Origin of the sequence: Streptomyces sp. NPDC017520, assembly GCF_044329855.1 — a bacterium.
In the GTDB taxonomy this organism is placed as follows: Bacteria; Actinomycetota; Actinomycetes; order Streptomycetales; family Streptomycetaceae; genus Streptomyces.
The window spans coordinates 136061-154275 of sequence record NZ_JBIRKB010000015.1; the positions used below are offsets into that span (position 1 = coordinate 136061).

General features: G+C 71.5%; 16 protein-coding genes. 13 read left to right on the plus strand and 3 right to left on the minus strand.

Annotation, left to right across the window (positions count from 1 at the left end; translation table 11 throughout):
• The first annotated feature begins 33 nt into the window (after positions 1 to 33).
• Positions 34 to 630: a hypothetical protein gene (locus ACH4KB_RS29740; RefSeq protein ID WP_398068924.1), complete on the plus strand. Its 597-nt coding sequence runs from the start codon at positions 34 to 36 to the stop codon at positions 628 to 630.
• 196 nt (positions 631 to 826) lie between these two features.
• Positions 827 to 1603 (plus strand): hypothetical protein, encoded by a 777-nt coding sequence (locus tag ACH4KB_RS29745; RefSeq protein WP_398068925.1) that lies wholly within the window; start codon positions 827 to 829, stop codon positions 1601 to 1603.
• A 218-nt stretch (positions 1604 to 1821) separates the two neighbouring features.
• Here ACH4KB_RS29745 and ACH4KB_RS29750 read toward each other — a convergent pair whose 3' ends face one another.
• Positions 1822 to 2502, minus strand: coding sequence for a hypothetical protein (locus tag ACH4KB_RS29750; protein ID WP_398068926.1), 681 nt, complete (start codon positions 2500 to 2502; stop codon positions 1822 to 1824).
• 136 nt (positions 2503 to 2638) lie between these two features.
• Positions 2639 to 4450, minus strand: coding sequence for a bifunctional metallophosphatase/5'-nucleotidase (locus ACH4KB_RS29755; protein WP_398068927.1), 1812 nt, complete (start codon positions 4448 to 4450; stop codon positions 2639 to 2641).
• A gap of 247 nt (positions 4451 to 4697) precedes the next feature.
• On the opposite strand from ACH4KB_RS29755, the gene mshD reads away from it, so the two are divergent.
• From mshD to pstB, 11 genes are all read left to right on the plus strand, one after another.
• On the plus strand, positions 4698 to 5621 hold the full coding sequence (gene mshD, locus ACH4KB_RS29760) for a mycothiol synthase (RefSeq protein WP_398068928.1): 924 nt from the start codon (positions 4698 to 4700) through the stop codon (positions 5619 to 5621).
• 123 nt (positions 5622 to 5744) lie between these two features.
• A complete protein-coding gene (locus tag ACH4KB_RS29765) occupies positions 5745 to 6182 on the plus strand; it encodes a GntR family transcriptional regulator (RefSeq protein ID WP_228924345.1) in 438 nt (145 codons plus the stop codon).
• On the plus strand, positions 6179 to 7099 hold the full coding sequence (locus ACH4KB_RS29770) for an ABC transporter ATP-binding protein (protein WP_398068929.1): 921 nt from the start codon (positions 6179 to 6181) through the stop codon (positions 7097 to 7099). The genes ACH4KB_RS29765 and ACH4KB_RS29770 overlap by 4 nt, the downstream gene beginning before the upstream one ends.
• A complete protein-coding gene (locus tag ACH4KB_RS29775; protein WP_398068930.1) occupies positions 7096 to 8112 on the plus strand; it encodes a hypothetical protein in 1017 nt (338 codons plus the stop codon). Before ACH4KB_RS29770 ends, ACH4KB_RS29775 begins: the two co-directional genes overlap by 4 nt.
• A 389-nt stretch (positions 8113 to 8501) precedes the next feature.
• Entirely contained in the window at positions 8502 to 10751 is a 2250-nt protein-coding gene (locus ACH4KB_RS29780; protein ID WP_397924888.1) for an RNA degradosome polyphosphate kinase, read from the plus strand.
• A complete protein-coding gene (locus ACH4KB_RS29785; protein WP_398068931.1) occupies positions 10738 to 12030 on the plus strand; it encodes a CHAD domain-containing protein in 1293 nt (430 codons plus the stop codon). Before ACH4KB_RS29780 ends, ACH4KB_RS29785 begins: the two co-directional genes overlap by 14 nt.
• Positions 12027 to 12476: an NUDIX hydrolase gene (locus tag ACH4KB_RS29790; RefSeq protein WP_398068932.1), complete on the plus strand. Its 450-nt coding sequence runs from the start codon at positions 12027 to 12029 to the stop codon at positions 12474 to 12476. Before ACH4KB_RS29785 ends, ACH4KB_RS29790 begins: the two co-directional genes overlap by 4 nt.
• A gap of 337 nt (positions 12477 to 12813) precedes the next feature.
• Entirely contained in the window at positions 12814 to 13950 is a 1137-nt protein-coding gene (pstS, locus tag ACH4KB_RS29795) for a phosphate ABC transporter substrate-binding protein PstS (protein WP_398068933.1), read from the plus strand.
• A 199-nt stretch (positions 13951 to 14149) separates the two neighbouring features.
• Positions 14150 to 15142: a phosphate ABC transporter permease subunit PstC gene (gene pstC, locus ACH4KB_RS29800; protein WP_398068934.1), complete on the plus strand. Its 993-nt coding sequence runs from the start codon at positions 14150 to 14152 to the stop codon at positions 15140 to 15142.
• A complete protein-coding gene (gene pstA / locus ACH4KB_RS29805) occupies positions 15139 to 16221 on the plus strand; it encodes a phosphate ABC transporter permease PstA (protein ID WP_398068935.1) in 1083 nt (360 codons plus the stop codon). The genes pstC and pstA overlap by 4 nt, the downstream gene beginning before the upstream one ends.
• 40 nt (positions 16222 to 16261) lie before the next feature.
• A complete protein-coding gene (gene pstB, locus ACH4KB_RS29810; protein WP_398068936.1) occupies positions 16262 to 17038 on the plus strand; it encodes a phosphate ABC transporter ATP-binding protein PstB in 777 nt (258 codons plus the stop codon).
• Between the two features lie 173 nt (positions 17039 to 17211).
• Here the strand turns inward: pstB and ACH4KB_RS29815 are convergent, their stop codons facing one another.
• Entirely contained in the window at positions 17212 to 18210 is a 999-nt protein-coding gene (locus ACH4KB_RS29815) for an anion permease (RefSeq protein WP_398068937.1), read from the minus strand.
• Between the last annotated feature and the right edge of the window lie 5 nt (positions 18211 to 18215).

Below are 18215 nucleotides of genomic sequence, written 5' to 3' on the forward strand. Positions count from 1 at the left end.
GGAACCCGCCGGGGACAGGAGCGGAGGTGAGGCATGGACGATGAAACCGACCTGGAGGGTCGGCTCGCCGACCTCGCCGCCTCGGGCCGGAGACACGCCGCCCCACAGACCGCGGAGCAGGTCCGCGTGCGCGGCGATCGGCGCCGGCGGCGCAAACGGGCGGCTCGGGCGACGGGTGGCGTGGTGATGGCGGCGGCTCTGGCCATGGGAATCCTGTCAGTTGCCCGGCTCGCACCGGAGGCGGCACCGTCCGCCACGAAGCCGACAGCAGCGGCGAGCGCCTCTCCGTTCGTGGCCCCGACGCCCGCACCGGGAGAGGAATACGCCAGTGAACTCGGTTTCGTTTACGACGCGGTGGCGGGGGACGGGAATACGGTTCGGGTCACTGTGGCGCAGGCTCGTGCCGGAAAGGGCACCGTCACACGCACCGGAGTGGTGCACAAAATAACGCTGCGGCCGGAAACTCCGGTCGAAGTCAAAAATGTGACCGCCGGAGAGGCGGGGGACATTCGGATAGACGCGTTGGTGGGCCGGCTGAGCGCCGGGCCGCAGTGGGTGTTCGCCATCGATTATGACGGTGAGGGCCGCGTGCAGTCGCTTCGGGAAGCCTACTGGCTGACCGTTAAATAAACGCCTGACCAGGCAGAACAGGCTTCCCCACGAGACCCGTCAGTCTTCGCGACTGCCGGGATACTCGTCGTTCGGGGGCGGCGCGCCCGTGAAATACAAAAGAAGAAAATAATCTGGCCCGAGTGCAACCCGGGGGGCTGCGTGGGGCGTAGAGAGGGTGTAACCCAAACACACTGATCAATAGGAGCAGTTGACTATGAACGCTTCCCGCCGTCACTCCGCAAAAGGCTGGCTCACCGCTATCGCTCTCAGCGCCCTTGTTCTGACCGGCTGCGGCCAGAAGTCCGCAGACCACATGGCTCCTTCCGCGGCCGTCAAGTCGGCTCCGTCCCCCGCGGCCGACGACACCACGGACGCGGCGGACGCGGCGGACGACGCTCGGCCCGAGGACGGCGACCAGGGCACGCCTCTCGCCGCGAGCGACGAGAAGACCACACCTCCCTCGCGAGCCGACAAGACCGGCTTCCGGACGGACGCGGACAGGAAGTCCACCGACGCCGCCGCCCCGTCCCCTGCCCCGTCCTCCGCCCAGCCTTCCGCCCCGTCTTCCGCACCGGCGGCCCCGGCGGCGGCCTTCAAGGACACCTCGGCGGCGGCCGGCACCGCCCCCTTCGCCGGCACCGAGCCGTTCGTCAACATCAGCAAGGCCTGGATCAGCGACGGACGCGCCTACCTGTCCGCGCGAACCGCCGAGAAGAAGATCAACACCCGGTTCGACACCTGGGAGATCAACCCGGGCACGGGTCCCTTCACGACGGTTCCCCTGGCCGAGAACAGCCAGGTACTGCTGGCGGTCCCGGCCCGCGACGAGGTCGCCGGCACCAGCCGCGCCGAGCTGCTCCCGTACTCCCCCGCCGAGCTGGTCACCCTGATCAACCGGCTCGACCCCACGTACTCCGACGGCATCGGATACGACCTGGTCGTCGACGACGCGGGCCAGGTGACCGGCCTGACGTCGCTGTTCAGGCCCTGACGTGCCCCGGGCCTCCGTCAAGGAGCCCGGCGGCCCGGAGGCGTACGCGATGACGCCCGCCCGGAGGCGTACGCCATGACGCCCGCCCGGAGCCCGCACGCCCGCGGACACCCGCCAGCGCGGCTGCTCCCGCGCCCGCCGGCCTCATGCGCGCACCGGGGATCGCGAGGGCCGGCAGGACCGGGCCGCACCACCCCGTAGCACCGCCCGGTGGCGGGTCACGTCTGGTGGCCGTCCCACATGTCGGCGCTGAAGCTGTCCACCAGGGCGACCAGCGCCGCCCCGAGCCGCCAGTCCGTCTCCGGCGCGTGCAGATGCAGCTTGCTGCCGCGGGACCTGAACTCCAGGGGCATCCTGCCGCCCGCACGCCATCGGATGCGCCGGGGGGCGCGCGCGGCACCGCCCTCGTTGCCGGGGATGCCGTCGAGGACGGAGAAGATGACGACCACCACCATCAGGGGCAGACACAGCCACCACACGAACCACCACACGATCCGGCCCTTGTAGCCCACCGCCTCGGGGCCGCCGGCCGGGGTCACGGTCCAGCGCGTGCGAAGGCCCCTGCCGCGGAACGCCTTCTCGAGCACGATCGTGCCGAGGTGCTCGCCGTGCGCGCCGAGGACGTGGAAGGTGGCGACGCCACCGGCGGCGGACCGGGTCACCACCGTGGCCACCCGCTCCCGGCGGTGCTCGTCGGCCCAGAGCACGAAGGAGCGGGCGCCGCTCTTGCGGGCCGCGAGATAGGCGGGTACGCCGCCCGGCGGCAGCTCACGCTCCGGGTACGCGACCGCGCGGGCCGGTCCCGCACCGTCGGAGAAGTCGATCGCGTCCGCGACCGTGGTGGACGCGAGTTTCCGGCCCTTCCGCCGGACGCCGTTCATCTTCAGCACGTTGCTCACCCGACGGGCTCCTCAGGAACGGGGAAATGATGTGTCCGGCACCCGGATCCCCACCTTGTGGAAAGGCCGGATCCACCTCGTGGAACGAGGGAAGGGCGGCAGGCCCCAGGCCCACCGCCCCTTCACCCGCGCGGAGTTACTGAATGACCGTGATCCGGTCCGTCGCCGGCGGGGCCAGCGGGGCGGCGGCCGTGGAGTGGGCCGCCAGGTAGGCGTTGAACAGGTCCAGGTCGGAGGCGCCGACCAGCTTGTTCGTGCCCTGGCCGAGGGCCGCGAAGCCGTCGCCGCCGCCCGCGAGGAACTCGTTCATCGCGACGCGGTAGGTCCTGGCCGGGTCGATCGCCGCGCCGTTCAGCTTGATGGTGCCGGCGACCACGCGGTCCGCGCCGCTCTTCGTCAGGTCGAGGGTGTACGTGAGGCCCCTGGAGACCTGGAGGATCTTCGGGCTGGCCTCGTTGGAGCCGCTGACCTGCTGCTGGAGCGCGGTGACCAGCTGGGCGCCGGTCAGGTCGACGACGTTCATCATGTTGGTGAACGGCTGCACGGTGAACGCCTCGCCGTAGGTGACGACCCCGTCGCCCTCACTGCCGGAGGCCTTGTGCACCAGGTCCGCGCGGATGCCGCCCGGGTTCATGAACGCGACCTCCGCGCCGCCCTTGTCGGCCGGGGCGAGGCCTTCGAGCTGGGCGTCGGCGATGACGTTGCCGAGCGGCTTCTCGGGGGCCGTGGAGCCGCGGCCGTTGATGTCGGCGCTGATCCAGCCCTGCGGCTTGCCCGCGATCGGGGCGGCGAGCTTGTTCCAGCGGTCGATCAGGCGCGTCATGTCGGCGGCCCTGGCCTGGTCGCGGGTCACGACGTGGTTCGCGGACTTCACCGACGTACGGACGATGTCCTTGGTGCGACGGTCGTAGGTGAGTGTGGTGTCCGTGTACACCTTGCCGAACGAGGAGGCCGAGGTGACCATGCGCGGCCGGCCCGACGGGTCCGGGACGGTGCATACGTACGCCTGGTGGGTGTGGCCCGTGACCAGGGCGTCCACCTTCGGCGTGATGCCCTTCGCGATGTCGACGATCGGGCCGGAGATGCCGTCGCCCGCGCCGGGGCTGTCGCAGTCGTAGTTGTACGAGGTGGAGGCCGGGGCCCCGCCCTCGTGGATCAGCGCGACGATGGACTTGACGCCCTTGCGGTCCAGCTCGCGGGCGTACTTGTTGATCGTCTCGACCTCGTCGTGGAACTTGAGGCCCTTGACGCCGTTCGCGGTGACGATGTCCGGGGTGCCCTCCAGCGTCACACCGATGAAGCCGATCTTGACGCCGTTCTTCTTCCAGACGGTGTACGGCTTCAGCAGCGGCTTGCCGGGCTTCTCCTTGGTCACGTTGGCCGCGAGGTAGGGGAAGCCGGCCCCCTGGAACTTCTTGCCCTTCTCGTAGCAGCCCTCGACCGGGTGGCAGCCGCCGTCCTGGAGGCGGGCCAGCTCGGCCGCGCCCTCGTCGAACTCGTGGTTGCCGACCGCCGTGACGTCCAGGTCGAGGCCGTTCAGCGCCTCGATCGTCGGCTCGTCGTGGAAGAGGCCCGACAACAGCGGGCTCGCGCCGACCAGGTCGCCGCCGGCCGCCGTGACGGAGTACGGGTTGCCCTTGCGCGCGGTGCGCAGCGAGGTCGCCAGGTACTCGACGCCACCGGCCGGGATCGCCTTCACCGTGCCGTCGGGCTGCGTCTCGGAGACGTTGCCCGCCGAACCGGCCGGCGGCTCCAGGTTGCCGTGCAGGTCGTTGAACGACAGCAACTGCACGTCGACGGTACGGGGCTGGTGGCCGTGCCCGTGGCCGTGGCCCCGCTCCTGGGCGCCGGCCGGCATCGCGGCGACGAGCGCGCCCACGGTGGCCAGACCGGCCGTGGCGGCGAGCAGCCGCCGTGTCACACGGTTCTTCTGCGGAGTCGCTGACATCGGTCCCCTTGTGTGTCAGTGCTGTCGGTGGTGGCAGTCGTGTCGCTGGTGTCACGTCTGGGATCCTGCGTGCCGCAGCCTAGAGTCAACGCGCGTAGCGCAACAGGTGTCCGGGGTTACGGACTGGTTGCCATCCGGCCAAGTGGCTCGACAGGAACGCCCTCACAAGCGCCCGCGTCATCCGTCCGCAGCCCCGCCACCCCGCCGCGCCCCCGCCGGGCGCGCCCGTCGCCGTACGCTCGGAGGCATGACGACTGACGCACCCCTCCCCGCTCCCGGACGCGAGGTCCACACCCTCGACGCACTCGACTCCGCGCAGGCCGACGCCGTCCTCGCCCTGCTCGCCGAGGCCGCCCGGTCGGACGGCCGGCAGGCGGTCTCCGAGCAGGGCAGGCTCCGGATCCGGGGCGGCCACCGCGACGGCGTACGGCACTTCCTCCTCACCGTCGACGGGACGCTCGCCGGCTACGCCCAGCTGGAGGACACCGACCCGGTGGAGGCCCCGGCCGCCGAGCTGGTCGTCCACCCCGACCGGCGCGGCACCGGGCACGGCCGGGCGCTGGGGGCGGCCCTCCTCGCCGCGACCGGCAAGCGGCTGCGGGTCTGGGCGCACGGCGGCAGCTCCGCCGCCCGCCACCTGGCCCAGGTCCTCGGCCTCTCCCTCTTCCGCGAGCTGCGCCAGCTCCGGCGGAGCCTGGCCCCGCTCGACCTGGCGGAGCCGGTGCTGCCCGAGGGCGTCACCGTACGGACCTTCGAGCCGGGCCGTGACGACGCCGCCTGGCTCACCGTGAACCGCGCCGCCTTTGCTCACCACCCCGAGCAGGGGTCCCTGACCCAGCAGGACCTGGACGACCGCAAGGCGGAGCCCTGGTTCGACCCGAAGGGCTTCTTCCTGGCCGAGCGGGACGGGGAGATCGTCGGCTTCCACTGGACGAAGGTGCACGCGGCGGAGCAGCTCGGCGAGGTGTACGTGGTCGGCGTCCTGCCCGAAGCCCAGGGCGGCGGCCTCGGCAAGGCGCTGACCTCGATCGGGCTGCACCACCTGGCCGCAGAGGCGCTGCCCACCGCGATGCTCTACGTGGACGCGGACAACACGGCGGCCGTGACGGTGTACGAGCGCATGGGCTTCACCACGCACGAAGTGGACCTCATGTACCGCACGGAGTCCTGACACCCCGGCTACCGCACGGAGTCCTGACACCCCGGCAGACGGACGAGGGGCGGCGTCACTTGACGCCGCCCCGCTTTTACACCACCCTTTCACTACTCAATTAGTGAAAGGGTGGTGCAGTGCATGACAGCCGAATCCGCAGCGGTCGAGTTCCGCATCGACCGGCGCAGCGGCGTCGCCACCTACCTCCAGATCGTCCAGCAGACGAAGCAGGCCCTGCGCCTGGGCGTACTCGAACCGGGCGACCGGCTGCCGACCGCCCGCGAGGTCGTGGAAGCCACCGCGATCAACCCGAACACGGTCCTCAAGGCCTACCGCGAGCTGGAGCGCGAAGGCCTCGTCGAGGCCCGTCGCGGACTCGGCACCTTCGTCCGCCGGACGCTGGGCACGCTCGGCACGCTGGGCGGCGCGGCCGACGCGACCGCCGCCGACGCACCGCTGCGCACCGAACTCGCCGACTGGGCCCGCCGGGCCCGGGCGGCCGGCCTGGAGAAGGACGACGTCGGCGCGCTCTTCACCGCCGTACTGGACAGCACATACAAGGGGGACGAGGAACGATGACCGGCGTCGCGATCGAGGCACACGGCCTCGGAAGGGCCTACGGGCGCGGGGGCGGCCGCCACCGCGCCCTGCACGACTGCTCGTTCCGGCTGCCCGCCGGCCGCGTCTGCGCCCTCGTGGGGCCCAACGGCGCGGGCAAGTCGACCCTGTTGAACCTGGCGGCCGGGCTGGACCGCCCCAGCGCCGGGTCGCTCGCCGTCCTCGGCTCCACCACCCCCGGCGACGTACGCGACCGCATCGCCTTCGTCTCCCAGGACAAGCCCCTGTACCCGCAGCTCACCGTCGCCGACACCCTGTGGGCCGGGGCCGAGCTGAACCCCGGGCGCTGGGACCGTGCCACCGCCGACCGGATCGCCGGACCACTGCCGCGCAAGGCCCGCGTCCGTACCCTCTCCGGCGGGCAGCGAACCCGTCTCGCGCTGGCCCTCGCCCTCGGCAAGCGGCCCGAACTAATGCTGCTGGACGAGCCGATGGCCGACCTCGACCCCCTCGCCCGGCACGAGCTGATGGGCGTCCTGATGGCGGAGACCGCCGAGCACGGCACCAGCATCGTGATGTCCTCGCACATCCTCACCGAGCTGGAGGGCGCCTGCGACTACCTCCTGTTCGTCGACGGCGGGCGCGTCCGGCTCGGCGGGGAGGCCGAGGACATCGTCTCCGCCCACGCCCTCCTCACCGGCCGGACGCAGGACCTCTCCCCGCACACCGTCGTCGAATCCCGCACGACGGGACGTCAGCTCACCGCGCTCGTCAGGAAGGAGGGCCCCGTGGACACCACCGCCTGGGCCGTCTCGGAACCGTCCCTGGAGGAGCTGCTGCTCGCCCACCTCCGCTCCCCGGACGCCCCGCCGCTGTTCACGCCGAGCGCGAGCGTCGTCGCGGGCACGGCCGGTGCGGAGGGGGTGGCAGCGGCATGAGCACCCTCACGCCCCCGAAGCCCGACGCGGTCACGGCCGCCCCAGGCCGCGCCACCCTGCGGGGGGCCGTGCGGGTGGTACTGCGGGTGCACCGGCGGAGCCTGTGGATCGCCGGAGCGTTCCTCGCCGCCGTGGCCGCCGCCCTGGTCACCGCAGTACTCCGGGCCGACTACCTCATGGCGGACTTCGCGAACAGCGGCTGTACGCCCAGCGGTTCGGTACCGGCCTGCTTCCAGCCGGCCCGCGACTACGCCGACAGCATGCTGGAGGTCAGCCGGATACCCGATCACGCGAGCCTGGTGCTGATCGTCCTGCCCGCCGTCGTCGGGGCGTTCGTGGCGGGCCCGCTGATCGCCCGTGAATGGGAGAACGGCACCTTCAGGCTGTCCTGGACCCAGTCCGTGTCGCCCGTCCACTGGCTGATCGCCCGCCTTGCCGCCTCGGCCGTGCTGGTGGTCCCGGGGGCCGTCGCGCTGACCGCCGTCCTCGCGTGGGCCCGGCCCCGGACCGGAACGGAATACCCGGCCGCGTGGTTCGAGTGGTTCACGTTCATGGCGTCCGGCACGGTCCCGGTCGCGAACACCCTGTTCGCCCTGGCACTCGGTGCTTTCCTCGGCCTCCGGCTGCGCCGCACGGTGCCCGCCATGGCGGTGAGCCTGTTCGTCTCCGGACTGGTGACGGTCGCCCTGGTCATGCTGCGCGACAGCCTGTGGCCGGTCGTGAGGGACACCTTCGCGCCGGACGGCGGCTACCACTGGCCCGACCGGGCCGCCGTAGTCGAGTGGGGCTGGGTGACGAAGGGGGGCGACGTGCTGCCCGCCGACCTCTGCACCGACTCCTCCCTCGACCACGAGGTCTGTCTGTCGGAGCAGGGCGTGGCCAACGGCTACCTCGACCACCACCCCGCCTCCCACTACTGGCCCCTCCAGCTCGTCGAGACCGGCATCCTGCTCGCCCTCGCCGCCCTCGCCGTGTTCGCCGCCTTCCGGGTCCTGCGCCGCCTGCACGGCTGACCGCACCCACCCACGGAAGGACCGCCGTCCGGGCCCCGCGAGGGGTGGGCCCGGACGGCGGGCGCGTGCGCGGGCCCGGGGGCGTACCCCGCGCACACGTACGCCCGCCCCGCTCGGCAATCCGGCCGCGCCGAACACGTACAGTGACCGCGAGGCCCACCCGCAGGCGCACCGCTTCCTGTACGTCATGTCGCCGTTACCGGCCATTCAGACGCCCTTGCGACCCTCACGGGATGCAGCCAGCTGTGCCCGCCCCCCGCCGCAACGGGAGAGCCCGGGGAAACGCCACTCAAGGCACCCCCGGCCGTGACCCGGGGTTTCCCGGACCTTCCGCGATCTTTCCGGGCTCCAACGCGCCTGAGGAGCGCTCGGCGCGGAACAATAGGTCCATGAGCCAGCAGCCCAGCTCCGAGGTCCCGGTCCAGCCCGCAGCCCAGCCGTCCGTCGGTTCGCTCGCCGCGCACCGGCCGCACGCCACCCCCGCCTCCAACGGGGTCGGCTTCTCCACCGCCGCCGATCTGGATCCCGATCTGGACGCCGACGCGGACGCCTACGAGCCCGACCGGGACGGCGACGAGCTGCCCCAGGGGCGCTTCCTGGACCGCGAACGCAGCTGGCTCGCGTTCAACGAAAGGGTCCTGGAACTGGCCGAGGACCCGAACACCCCCATCCTGGAGCGGGCCAACTTCCTCGCCATCTTCGCGTCGAACCTGGACGAGTTCTTCATGGTCCGGGTGGCCGGCCTCAAGCGCCGCATCGCCACCGGCGTCGCCACCCGCTCCGCCTCCGGCCTCCAGCCCCGCGAGGTCCTGGACCTCATCTGGACCCGCTCGCGGGAACTCATGGCCCGGCACGCCGCCTGCTACCAGCAGGACATCGCCCCTGACCTGTCCGACGAGGGCATCCAGCTGATCCGCTGGCCGGACCTGACCGAGAAGGAGCAGGCCCGCCTGTTCACCTTCTTCCGGCAGCGCGTCTTCCCGGTCCTGACCCCGCTGGCCGTCGACCCCGCGCACCCCTTCCCGTACATCTCCGGGCTCTCCCTCAACCTCGCCGTCGTCGTCCGCAACCCCGTCAGCGGCCACCGGCACTTCGCCCGGGTCAAGGTCCCGCCGCTGCTGACCCGCTTCCTGGAGGCCTCGCCCCAGCGGTACGTCCCCATCGAGGACGTCATCGCGGCCCACCTGGAGGAGCTGTTCCCGGGCATGGAGGTGCTGGCGCACCACATGTTCCGGGTCACCAGGAACGAGGACCTGGAGGTCGAGGAGGACGACACGGAGAACCTCCTCCAGGCCCTGGAGAAGGAGCTCATGCGCCGGCGGTTCGGCCCGCCGGTGCGCCTGGAGGTCGAGGAGTCCATCGACCCGTACGTCCTGGACCTGCTGGTCCGCGAGCTGAAGGTGTCCGACGCGGAGGTCTACCCGCTGCCCGGACCGCTCGACCTGACCGGGCTCTTCGCCATCGCCTCGCTGGACCGGCCGGAGCTGAAGTTCCCCAAGTTCATCGCGGGCACCCACCGGGACCTGGCCGAGGTGGAGTCCGCCTCCGCGCCCGACATCTTCGCCGCCCTGCGTGAGCGCGACGTCCTGCTCCACCACCCGTACGACTCGTTCTCCACCTCCGTCCAGGCGTTCCTGGAGCAGGCGGCGGGCGACCCGGACGTCCTGGCCATCAAGCAGACGCTGTACCGCACCTCCGGCGACTCCCCGATAGTGGACGCCCTCATCGACGCCGCTGAGTCCGGCAAGCAGGTCCTCGTCCTCGTCGAGATCAAGGCCCGCTTCGACGAGCAGGCCAACATCAAATGGGCCCGCAAGCTGGAGGAGTCCGGCTGCCACGTCGTGTACGGACTCGTCGGGCTGAAAACCCACTGCAAGCTCTCCCTCGTCGTCCGCCAGGAGGGCGACACGCTGCGCCGCTACTCCCACGTCGGCACCGGCAACTACCACCCCAAGACGGCCCGGCTGTACGAGGACCTCGGCCTGCTCACGGCCGACCCGCAGGTCGGGGCGGACCTCTCCGACCTGTTCAACCGGCTCTCCGGCTACTCCCGCCGCGAGACCTACCGCCGCCTCCTGGTCGCCCCGAAGTCCCTGCGCGACGGGCTGATCGCCCGGATCAACAAGGAGATCGCCCACCACCGCGCGGGCCGCCCCGCCTACGTCCGGATCAAGGTCAACTCGATGGTCGACGAAGCGATCATCGACGCCTGCTACCGGGCCGCCCAGGCGGGCGTCCCCGTCGACATCTGGGTGCGCGGGATCTGCGCGATCCGCCCCGGCGTCGCCGGGCTCTCCGAGAACATCCGGGTCCGCTCCATACTCGGCCGCTTCCTCGAACACTCCCGGGTCTTCTCCTTCGGTAACGGCGGCGAGCCCGAGGTGTGGTTCGGCAGCGCCGACATGATGCACCGCAACCTCGACCGCCGGATCGAAGCGCTGGTCCGGGTCACCGACCCCGCCCACCGCGCCGCACTCAGCCGACTCCTGGAGACCGGTATGGCCGACACCACCGCCTCCTGGCATCTGGGCCCCGACGGGAACTGGACCCGGCACGCCACGGACGCGGACGGCCAGCCGCTGCGGCACGTCCAGGAAATGCTCATCGACGCCCGGAGGCGCAGGCGTGCGACGCCCTGACCAGCAGACGACGACCCGGCCGACGCCGGAAGCGGCCCCCGGCACCACACCGGACACGCCGCCCGCCGAGGCCACGGGACCGGGGGCACACCCCCTGGAACCAGGACCGCAGCACCTCGCCGACACCACGGGACCGGGGGCCCGGCGCCCGACCGAGGCCACCGGACCGGGGGCACACCCCCTGGAACCAGGACCGCAGCACCTCGCCGACACCACGGGACCGGGGGCCCGGCAGCTCGCCGGAACCACGGCGGCGGCTCCCCTCCCGGGACCCGTCGGCTCCCGCCCCGTCGGCTCCCGCCCCACCGGGGACCTGACCACGGAGGCGGTCCTCGCGCCCTACCTGCGGGGGCAGGCCGCCGAGTTCCTGCGGAGCCTGCGCCTGCACCACGAGCACAGCGCCCCCGCGGACTCCGGCGGCCACGACGCCGCCGCCGCCACCCGCGCACTGCGCCGCTCGGCCCGCCGGATCAGCGGCGCTCTGCACACCTTCCGGGCCGCGCTCGACCCGCTCTGGGCCGATCAGCTCCGCGCCGAACTGGCCTGGCTCTCCGGCATCCTCGCCCGCGAACACGCCTACGCGAACCGCCTCACCCGGCTCGTCGAGGCCCTGCACCAGCTCTCCGGCCCCGCTCTCCCCGCCGCCCGGGGCGTCCGGGCCGCCGGGGACAGCGCCGCCTCCGACGCCCAGGGCCGCGCCGCCCTCGGGGTGGGCGCCGCACGGGCGGGGGCGCTGCTGGAACGCCGCCTCACCCTCGCCCGGACCCGGTCCCACTCCGCGGCCCTCCAGGCGCTCGGCTCCTCCCGCTTCCACGCGATCGCCGACGCCGTGGCGCTCCTGGCCTCCGACGTCCCCCTGGCTCCCGGCCCCGCGGGCCGCACCGCCGAGGCCCTCCTGGAGCCCGCCGAACACGCCGAGCAACGCCTCCTCGCCGCCGTGGCCGCCTTGCCGCCCGACGACACCGAGCCGTACAACGAGGCCCAGGACGCGGCATGGCACCAGACCCGCCTGCTGCTGCGGCTGCACCGGTACGCCCACGAGGTCGTCCTCGGCGCCACCGACCCGGCCCTGACCGGCGCGGGCCACGCCCTCGACCTGCACCGGGACGCCGTGGAGGCGGCCGGGGCGGCGGCAGCGGCGGCCCGCACCCCCCGGATCGCCCCGGCCACGGCGTACGCGCTGGGCGTGCTCCACGCGGACCAGCGCCACGAGGTGGAGGCGGCCCGGGCCGTCTTCCGGGAGACCTGGCCGTACGCCGCGGCCCTGAGCACCCCATGAGCGGGGACCCGGGGGCCACCGGGCCCGTGAAACACCGCACCGGCACCGTCCGGGCCGCGGGCTGCGTGCTGTGGCGCCGCGCCCCGGGCGGGGGCGGGGTCGAGGTCTGCCTGGTCCACCGGCCCCGCTACGACGACTGGTCCTTTCCCAAAGGCAAGCTGAAACGCGGCGAGGACCCGCTGGCCGCCGCCGTACGGGAAGTGCTGGAGGAGACCGGCCACCACTGCGCCCCCGGGGACCGGCTGCCCACCTCCCGCTACCCGGTGGACGGCCGGCCCAAGGAGGTCGCCTACTGGGCGGCCGAGGCGACCGGCGGCTCCTTCACCGCCAACGATGAGGTGGACCGCATCCTGTGGCTGACCCCCGACGCCGCCCGGGCCCGGCTCACCCAGCCCCGCGACGTCCGGCAGCTGACCGCCCTGCTGGACGTCCTCGCCGCACCCTGACCAGCATTCGAGCCGGCCCTGATCCGCGTTCCGCACCGCGCCCCGGTCACCGTCCCCGACCAGCCCTGATCCGCGTTCCGCGCCGCGCCCCGGCCACCGCCCCCGACCAGCCCTGATCCACGTTCCGCGCCGCGCACCGGCCACCGGCCCGGCCCGGTCCGCACCCACCTGCCCGACACGGTTCACCTGCCGTTCACTCTCCCCCGTCGGCGGCTTCACCTGTTCTGCCTAATTTCGGACGTACACGGTGCGCGGCGACAAGCCACCGCACCGCTCCTCATCGCACGCCGTCGTAGAACGAACTGACCACGGCGGCTCCTGGAAGGAACACCCGAAAGTGAAGCTTCAGCGCAAGAACCGGCTTCGTGCCACCGCGCTCGGTGCCCTCGCCGTCTCCGGCGCCCTGGTCCTCACGGCGTGCGGTTCGGACGACAACACCGGTGGCGGTACGGCCGGGACGGGCGAGAAGACGACCGCCGCGTCGGACGTCGACTGCGGCAAGGCCAAGGGGCAGCTGCGCGCCTCCGGCTCCAGCGCTCAGAAGAACGCCATGGACCTCTGGGTCAAGAACTACATGGCCGCCTGTGACGGTGTGCAGATCAACTACAACTCCTCCTCCTCCGGCGAGGGCATCGTCGCCTTCAACCAGGGCACCGTCGGCTTCGCCGGCTCCGACTCGGCGCTGAAGCCCGACGAGGTCGCCGAGTCGAAGAAGATGTGCAAGACCGGCCAGGGCATCAACCTCCCGATGGTCGGCGGCCCGGTCGCGGTCGGCTTCCACCTGGAGGGCGTCGACACCCTCGTCCTGGACGCCCCGACCCTCGCCAAGATCTTCGACAGCAAGATCAAGAAGTGGAACGACCCGGCGATCGCCAAGCTGAACGAGGGCGTCAAGCTGCCGGACAAGGCGATCCAGGCCTTCCACCGCTCCGAGGACTCCGGCACCACGCAGAACCTCGGCAAGTACCTCGGCGCAGCGGCCCCGAACGACTGGAAGTACGAGGCCGAGAAGAAGTGGCCGGCCCCCGGTGGCCAGGCCGCGTCCGGCTCCTCCGGCGTCGCCGCCCAGGTCAAGCAGGTCGACGGCGCGATCGGCTACTTCGAGCTCTCCTACGCCAAGTCCCAGGGCATCACCACGGTGGACATCGCCACCGGTGGCGCCGCCCCGGTGAAGGCCACCTCGGAGAACGCCTCCAAGGCCATCGCCGCCGCCAAGGTCAAGGGCACCGGCAAGGACCTGGCGCTCGAACTCGACTACACCACCAAGGCCGAGGGTGCCTACCCGCTGGTCCTGGTGACGTACGAGGTCGTCTGCGACAGCGGCAACAAGCCCGAGACGCTCGACACCGTCAAGTCCTTCCTCTCCTACGCCGCCTCCGACGACGGCCAGAAGATCCTGACCGACGCCGGCTACGCCCCGATCCCGGCCGAGATCAACGCCAAGGTCCGCGAGACCATCGGCTCCCTCTCGTAACACCCGGGGCGGTCGGGCCCACGCGGCCCGGCCGCCCACCGGCGTAACCCGTCACCGGCGCCCCGCGCCACCGACGCGAAACGCCGCCGGCAGGCCGGCCCGGCGCACCCCTCCGGACCGGCCCGCCTCCCGCCCACTCTCCATCCGGTGCACCGCCGCCAGGGGAGCACACCGCTCCCCCACACAGACCGGAAAGACCATGGCTTCCACCACACCGATAGACACGCCACCGGCGCCGCCGGTCACGCGGCCCAGCCCCCGGTCCACCGGGCGCATGGGCGACAAGATCTTCCTGGGCCTCTCCCGCGGCTCGGGCATCCTGCTGCTCGTGATCATGGCGTCGATCGCCGTGTTCCTCACCTACCGCTCCGTCATCGCCATCTCGAAGAACGAGGGCAACTTCCTCACCACCTTCGACTGGAACCCGGCCGGCGACCCGCCGGTCTTCGGCATCGCGGTCCTGCTCTTCGGCACCGTCGTCAGCTCGATCATCGCGATGGTCATCGCGGTTCCGATCGCTGTCGGCATCGCCCTGTTCATCTCGCACTACGCGCCGCGCAAGCTGGCCGCCCCCATCGCGTACGTGGTCGACCTGCTGGCCGCCGTGCCGAGCATCGTCTACGGCATCTGGGGCGCACTCGTCCTGGTGCCGTACCTGGAGGGCCTGAACCTCTGGCTCGACCAGTTCTTCGGCTGGACGTACATCTTCGAGAAGACCGAGATCGGCGTCGCCCGCTCGCTCTTCACCGTCGGCATCCTGCTCGCGATCATGATCCTGCCGATCGTGACCAGCGTCAGCCGCGAGGTCTTCCTCCAGGTCCCGAAGATGAACGAGGAGGCCGCGCTCGCGCTCGGCGCCACCCGCTGGGAGGTCATCCGCCTCTCGGTGCTGCCCTTCGGCCGCTCCGGCATCATCTCCGCCTCGATGCTCGGCCTCGGCCGCGCGCTCGGCGAGACGATGGCCGTCGCCACGGTCCTCTCCCCGAGCTTCCTCATCTCGCTGCACGTGCTCAACCCGGGCGGCGGGACGTTCGCCCAGAACATCGCGGCCAAGTTCGGCGAGGCCGACGCGTTCGGGCGGGACGCCCTGATCGCCTCCGGCCTCGTCCTCTTCGTCCTCACCCTGCTGGTCAACGGCGCGGCCCGGCTCATCATCGCCCGCCGCAAGGAGTACTCGGGGGCCAACGCATGAGCCACGCACCCACCGGCGTCATCGAGCGCCCGACGCCCGCATCGCCCGATCCGAAGAGCAGCCTCGGCAGCCGCTCCCTGCCCCGCCTCGCCCCGCTCGGCTTCGCCGTCGTCGCGGTCGCGCTCGGCGTCGGCGTCTCGCTGGCCGCCGGCTGGGAGAGCCGCATCCAGTGGGGCCTGATCTCGGCCCTGCTCTTCCTGGCCATCTCCTACGTCGCCACGACGATCGTCGAGAACCAGCGCCAGGCCAAGGACCGCCTCGCCACCAGCGTGGTGTGGGTCTGCTTCCTGGTCGCCGTCGTCCCGCTGGCCTCGCTGCTGTGGACGACGATCGTCCGCGGCGCGGAGCGGCTGGACGGCTACTTCCTCACCCACTCGATGGCCGGTGTGCTCGGCTCCGAGGCCAGCGGCGGCGTCTACCACGCGCTGATCGGCACCCTGCAGCAGGTCGGCATCGCCACGGTGATCTCCGCCCCGCTCGGCCTGCTGACCGCCGTGTACCTCGTCGAGTACGGCAAGGGCTCGCTGGCCAAGGCCGTCACGTTCTTCGTCGACGTCATGACGGGCATCCCGTCCATCGTGGCCGGTCTCTTCATCCTGTCGATCATGCTGATCGCCAACCTGGAGCCCTCCGGCCTGATGGGCGCGCTGGCCCTGACGATCCTGATGATCCCCGTCGTGGTCCGCTCCACCGAGGAGATGCTCAAGCTCGTCCCCAACGAGCTGCGCGAGGCCTCCCTCGCCCTCGGCATCCCGAAGTGGCGCACCATCCTGAAGGTGGTCCTCCCCACCGCGATCGGCGGCATCACCACGGGCGTCATGCTCGCCATCGCCCGTATCGCCGGTGAGACCGCGCCGATCATCCTGCTGGTCTTCGGCAGCCAGCTGATCAACACGAACCCCTTCGAAGGCGCCCAGTCCTCGCTGCCCTTCTACATCTACGAGCAGTACAAGGTCGGCGAGGCCGCGTCCTACGACCGCGCCTGGGCCGCCGCCCTGGTGCTGATCGCCTTCGTCATGATCCTGAATCTGGTGGCCCGCGGCATCGCCCGCTGGAAGGCCCCGAAGACCGGTCGCTGACGCGGCCACAGCGACCTCCCGAAAGAAGCAGTGATTTTCCATGGCCAAGCGCATCGACATCAGCGGCCTCAACGCCTTCTACGGCAGCCACAAGGCCATCGAGGACATCTCGATGACCGTGGAGCCGCGCTCCGTGACCGCCTTCATCGGCCCCTCCGGCTGCGGCAAGTCCACCTTCCTCCGCACCCTGAACCGGATGCACGAGGTGACCCCCGGCGGCCGCGTCGAGGGCAAGGTGCTGCTGGACGACGAGAACCTGTACGACGCCGGCGTCGACCCGGTCACCGTGCGCCGCACGGTCGGCATGGTCTTCCAGCGCCCCAACCCCTTCCCCACCATGTCGATCTTCGACAACGTGGCGGCCGGGCTGCGGCTGAACGGCAGCTACCGCAAGAGCGAGCTCAACGACGTCGTGGAGAGGTCCCTGCGCGGCGCGAACCTCTGGAACGAGGTCAAGGACCGCCTCAACAAGCCCGGCTCCGGACTCTCCGGCGGCCAGCAGCAGCGCCTGTGCATCGCCCGCGCCATCGCGGTCGAGCCGCAGGTCCTGCTGATGGACGAGCCGTGCTCGGCGCTGGACCCGATCTCGACGCTCGCCATCGAGGACCTGATCGGCGAGCTGAAGGAGCGCTTCACGATCGTCATCGTGACGCACAACATGCAGCAGGCGGCCCGCGTCTCGGACCGCACCGCGTTCTTCAACCTCTCGGCGGTCGGCAAGCCCGGCCGGCTCATCGAGATCGACGAGACGGAGCGGATCTTCTCCAACCCGTCGGTCCAGGCCACGGAGGACTACATCTCCGGCCGCTTCGGCTGAGTCACCCCGGCCGGGCCGGCCACCAAGCCTCCCCGTCCCACCCCACAGACAGCCTTGCGGTGCTGCATGGCGGTGCCACCACAAGGCGAAAGGGTCCGCCCCCGTTCTCGTACGAGAACGGGGGCGGACCCACACGTGTAACCAACCCGGTCGCATCACCGCACGGCGGCGGCTCAGCCGAAGAGCAGGAGCACCGCTCCGTAGCTCAGCGCGGCGACCAGCGCCGCGGCCGGCATGGTGATGAACCAGCCGAGGATGATGTTCTTCGCGACGCCCCAGCGCACCGCGTTCACCCGCTTGGTGGCCCCGACGCCCATGATCGCGGAGGTGATGACGTGCGTCGTCGAGATCGGCGCGTGGAACAGGTACGCCGAACCGAACATGATCGCGGCGCCGGTCGTCTCCGCCGCGAAGCCCTGCGGCGGGTCCAGCTCGATGATCTTGCGGCCGAGGGTCCGCATGATGCGCCAGCCACCCGCGTACGTACCCAGCGAGAGCATCAGCGCGCAGACGATCTTGACCCAGACGGGGATCTCGTCGTTGGGGCCCTCGATGTCCGCGATGACCAGGGCCATCACGACGATGCCCATCGTCTTCTGCGCGTCCTGGAGGCCGTGGCCGAGCGCCATGCCCGCCGCCGAGACCGTCTGCGCGATCCGGAAGCCGCGCTTGGCCTTGTGCGGGTTGGCGTTCCGGAACATCCACATGATGCCGACCATCACCAGGTAGCCGACGATCAGGCCGACGAACGGCGAGATGAACATCGGGATGACGATCTTCTCCAGCACCCCGGACCAGATGACGTCCGTGCCGCCGGCCAGCGCCGCCCCGACCATGCCGCCGAACAGGGCGTGCGAGGACGAGGAGGGGAGGCCGTAGTACCAGGTGATGAGGTTCCAGATGATCGCGCCGACCAGCGCCGCGAACAGGATCCCCATCCCCTTCTGCCCCACGGGCGTCGCGATCAGGCCCTCGCTGACGGTCTTGGCGACCCCCTGGCCCAGGAAGGCGCCGGCGAGGTTCATCACCGCCGCCATCGCCAGAGCCGCACGCGGGGTCAGCGCCCGGGTGGAGACCGAGGTGGCGATGGCGTTCGCGGAGTCGTGGAAGCCGTTCGTATACGTGAAGCCGAGCGCGACACCGATGGTCACGATCAGCGCAAAGGTGTCCACGAGGT

Bases quoted from the DNA above. Each gene is read 5' to 3' on its own strand.
- ACH4KB_RS29745 (WP_398068925.1), top strand. From the start codon at position 827: ATGAACGCTTCCCGCCGTCACTCCGCAAAAGGCTGGCTCACCGCTATC.
- ACH4KB_RS29740 (WP_398068924.1), top strand. From the start codon at position 34: ATGGACGATGAAACCGACCTGGAGGGTCGGCTCGCCGACCTCGCCGCC.
- pstC (WP_398068934.1), top strand. From the start codon at position 14,150: ATGGCTTCCACCACACCGATAGACACGCCACCGGCGCCGCCGGTCACG.
- ACH4KB_RS29755 (WP_398068927.1), bottom strand. From the start codon at position 4,450: ATGTCAGCGACTCCGCAGAAGAACCGTGTGACACGGCGGCTGCTCGCC.
- ACH4KB_RS29765 (WP_228924345.1), top strand. From the start codon at position 5,745: ATGACAGCCGAATCCGCAGCGGTCGAGTTCCGCATCGACCGGCGCAGC.
- ACH4KB_RS29780 (WP_397924888.1), top strand. From the start codon at position 8,502: ATGAGCCAGCAGCCCAGCTCCGAGGTCCCGGTCCAGCCCGCAGCCCAG.
- ACH4KB_RS29770 (WP_398068929.1), top strand. From the start codon at position 6,179: ATGACCGGCGTCGCGATCGAGGCACACGGCCTCGGAAGGGCCTACGGG.
- pstB (WP_398068936.1), top strand. From the start codon at position 16,262: ATGGCCAAGCGCATCGACATCAGCGGCCTCAACGCCTTCTACGGCAGC.
- mshD (WP_398068928.1), top strand. From the start codon at position 4,698: ATGACGACTGACGCACCCCTCCCCGCTCCCGGACGCGAGGTCCACACC.
- ACH4KB_RS29790 (WP_398068932.1), top strand. From the start codon at position 12,027: ATGAGCGGGGACCCGGGGGCCACCGGGCCCGTGAAACACCGCACCGGC.
- ACH4KB_RS29775 (WP_398068930.1), top strand. From the start codon at position 7,096: ATGAGCACCCTCACGCCCCCGAAGCCCGACGCGGTCACGGCCGCCCCA.
- pstA (WP_398068935.1), top strand. From the start codon at position 15,139: ATGAGCCACGCACCCACCGGCGTCATCGAGCGCCCGACGCCCGCATCG.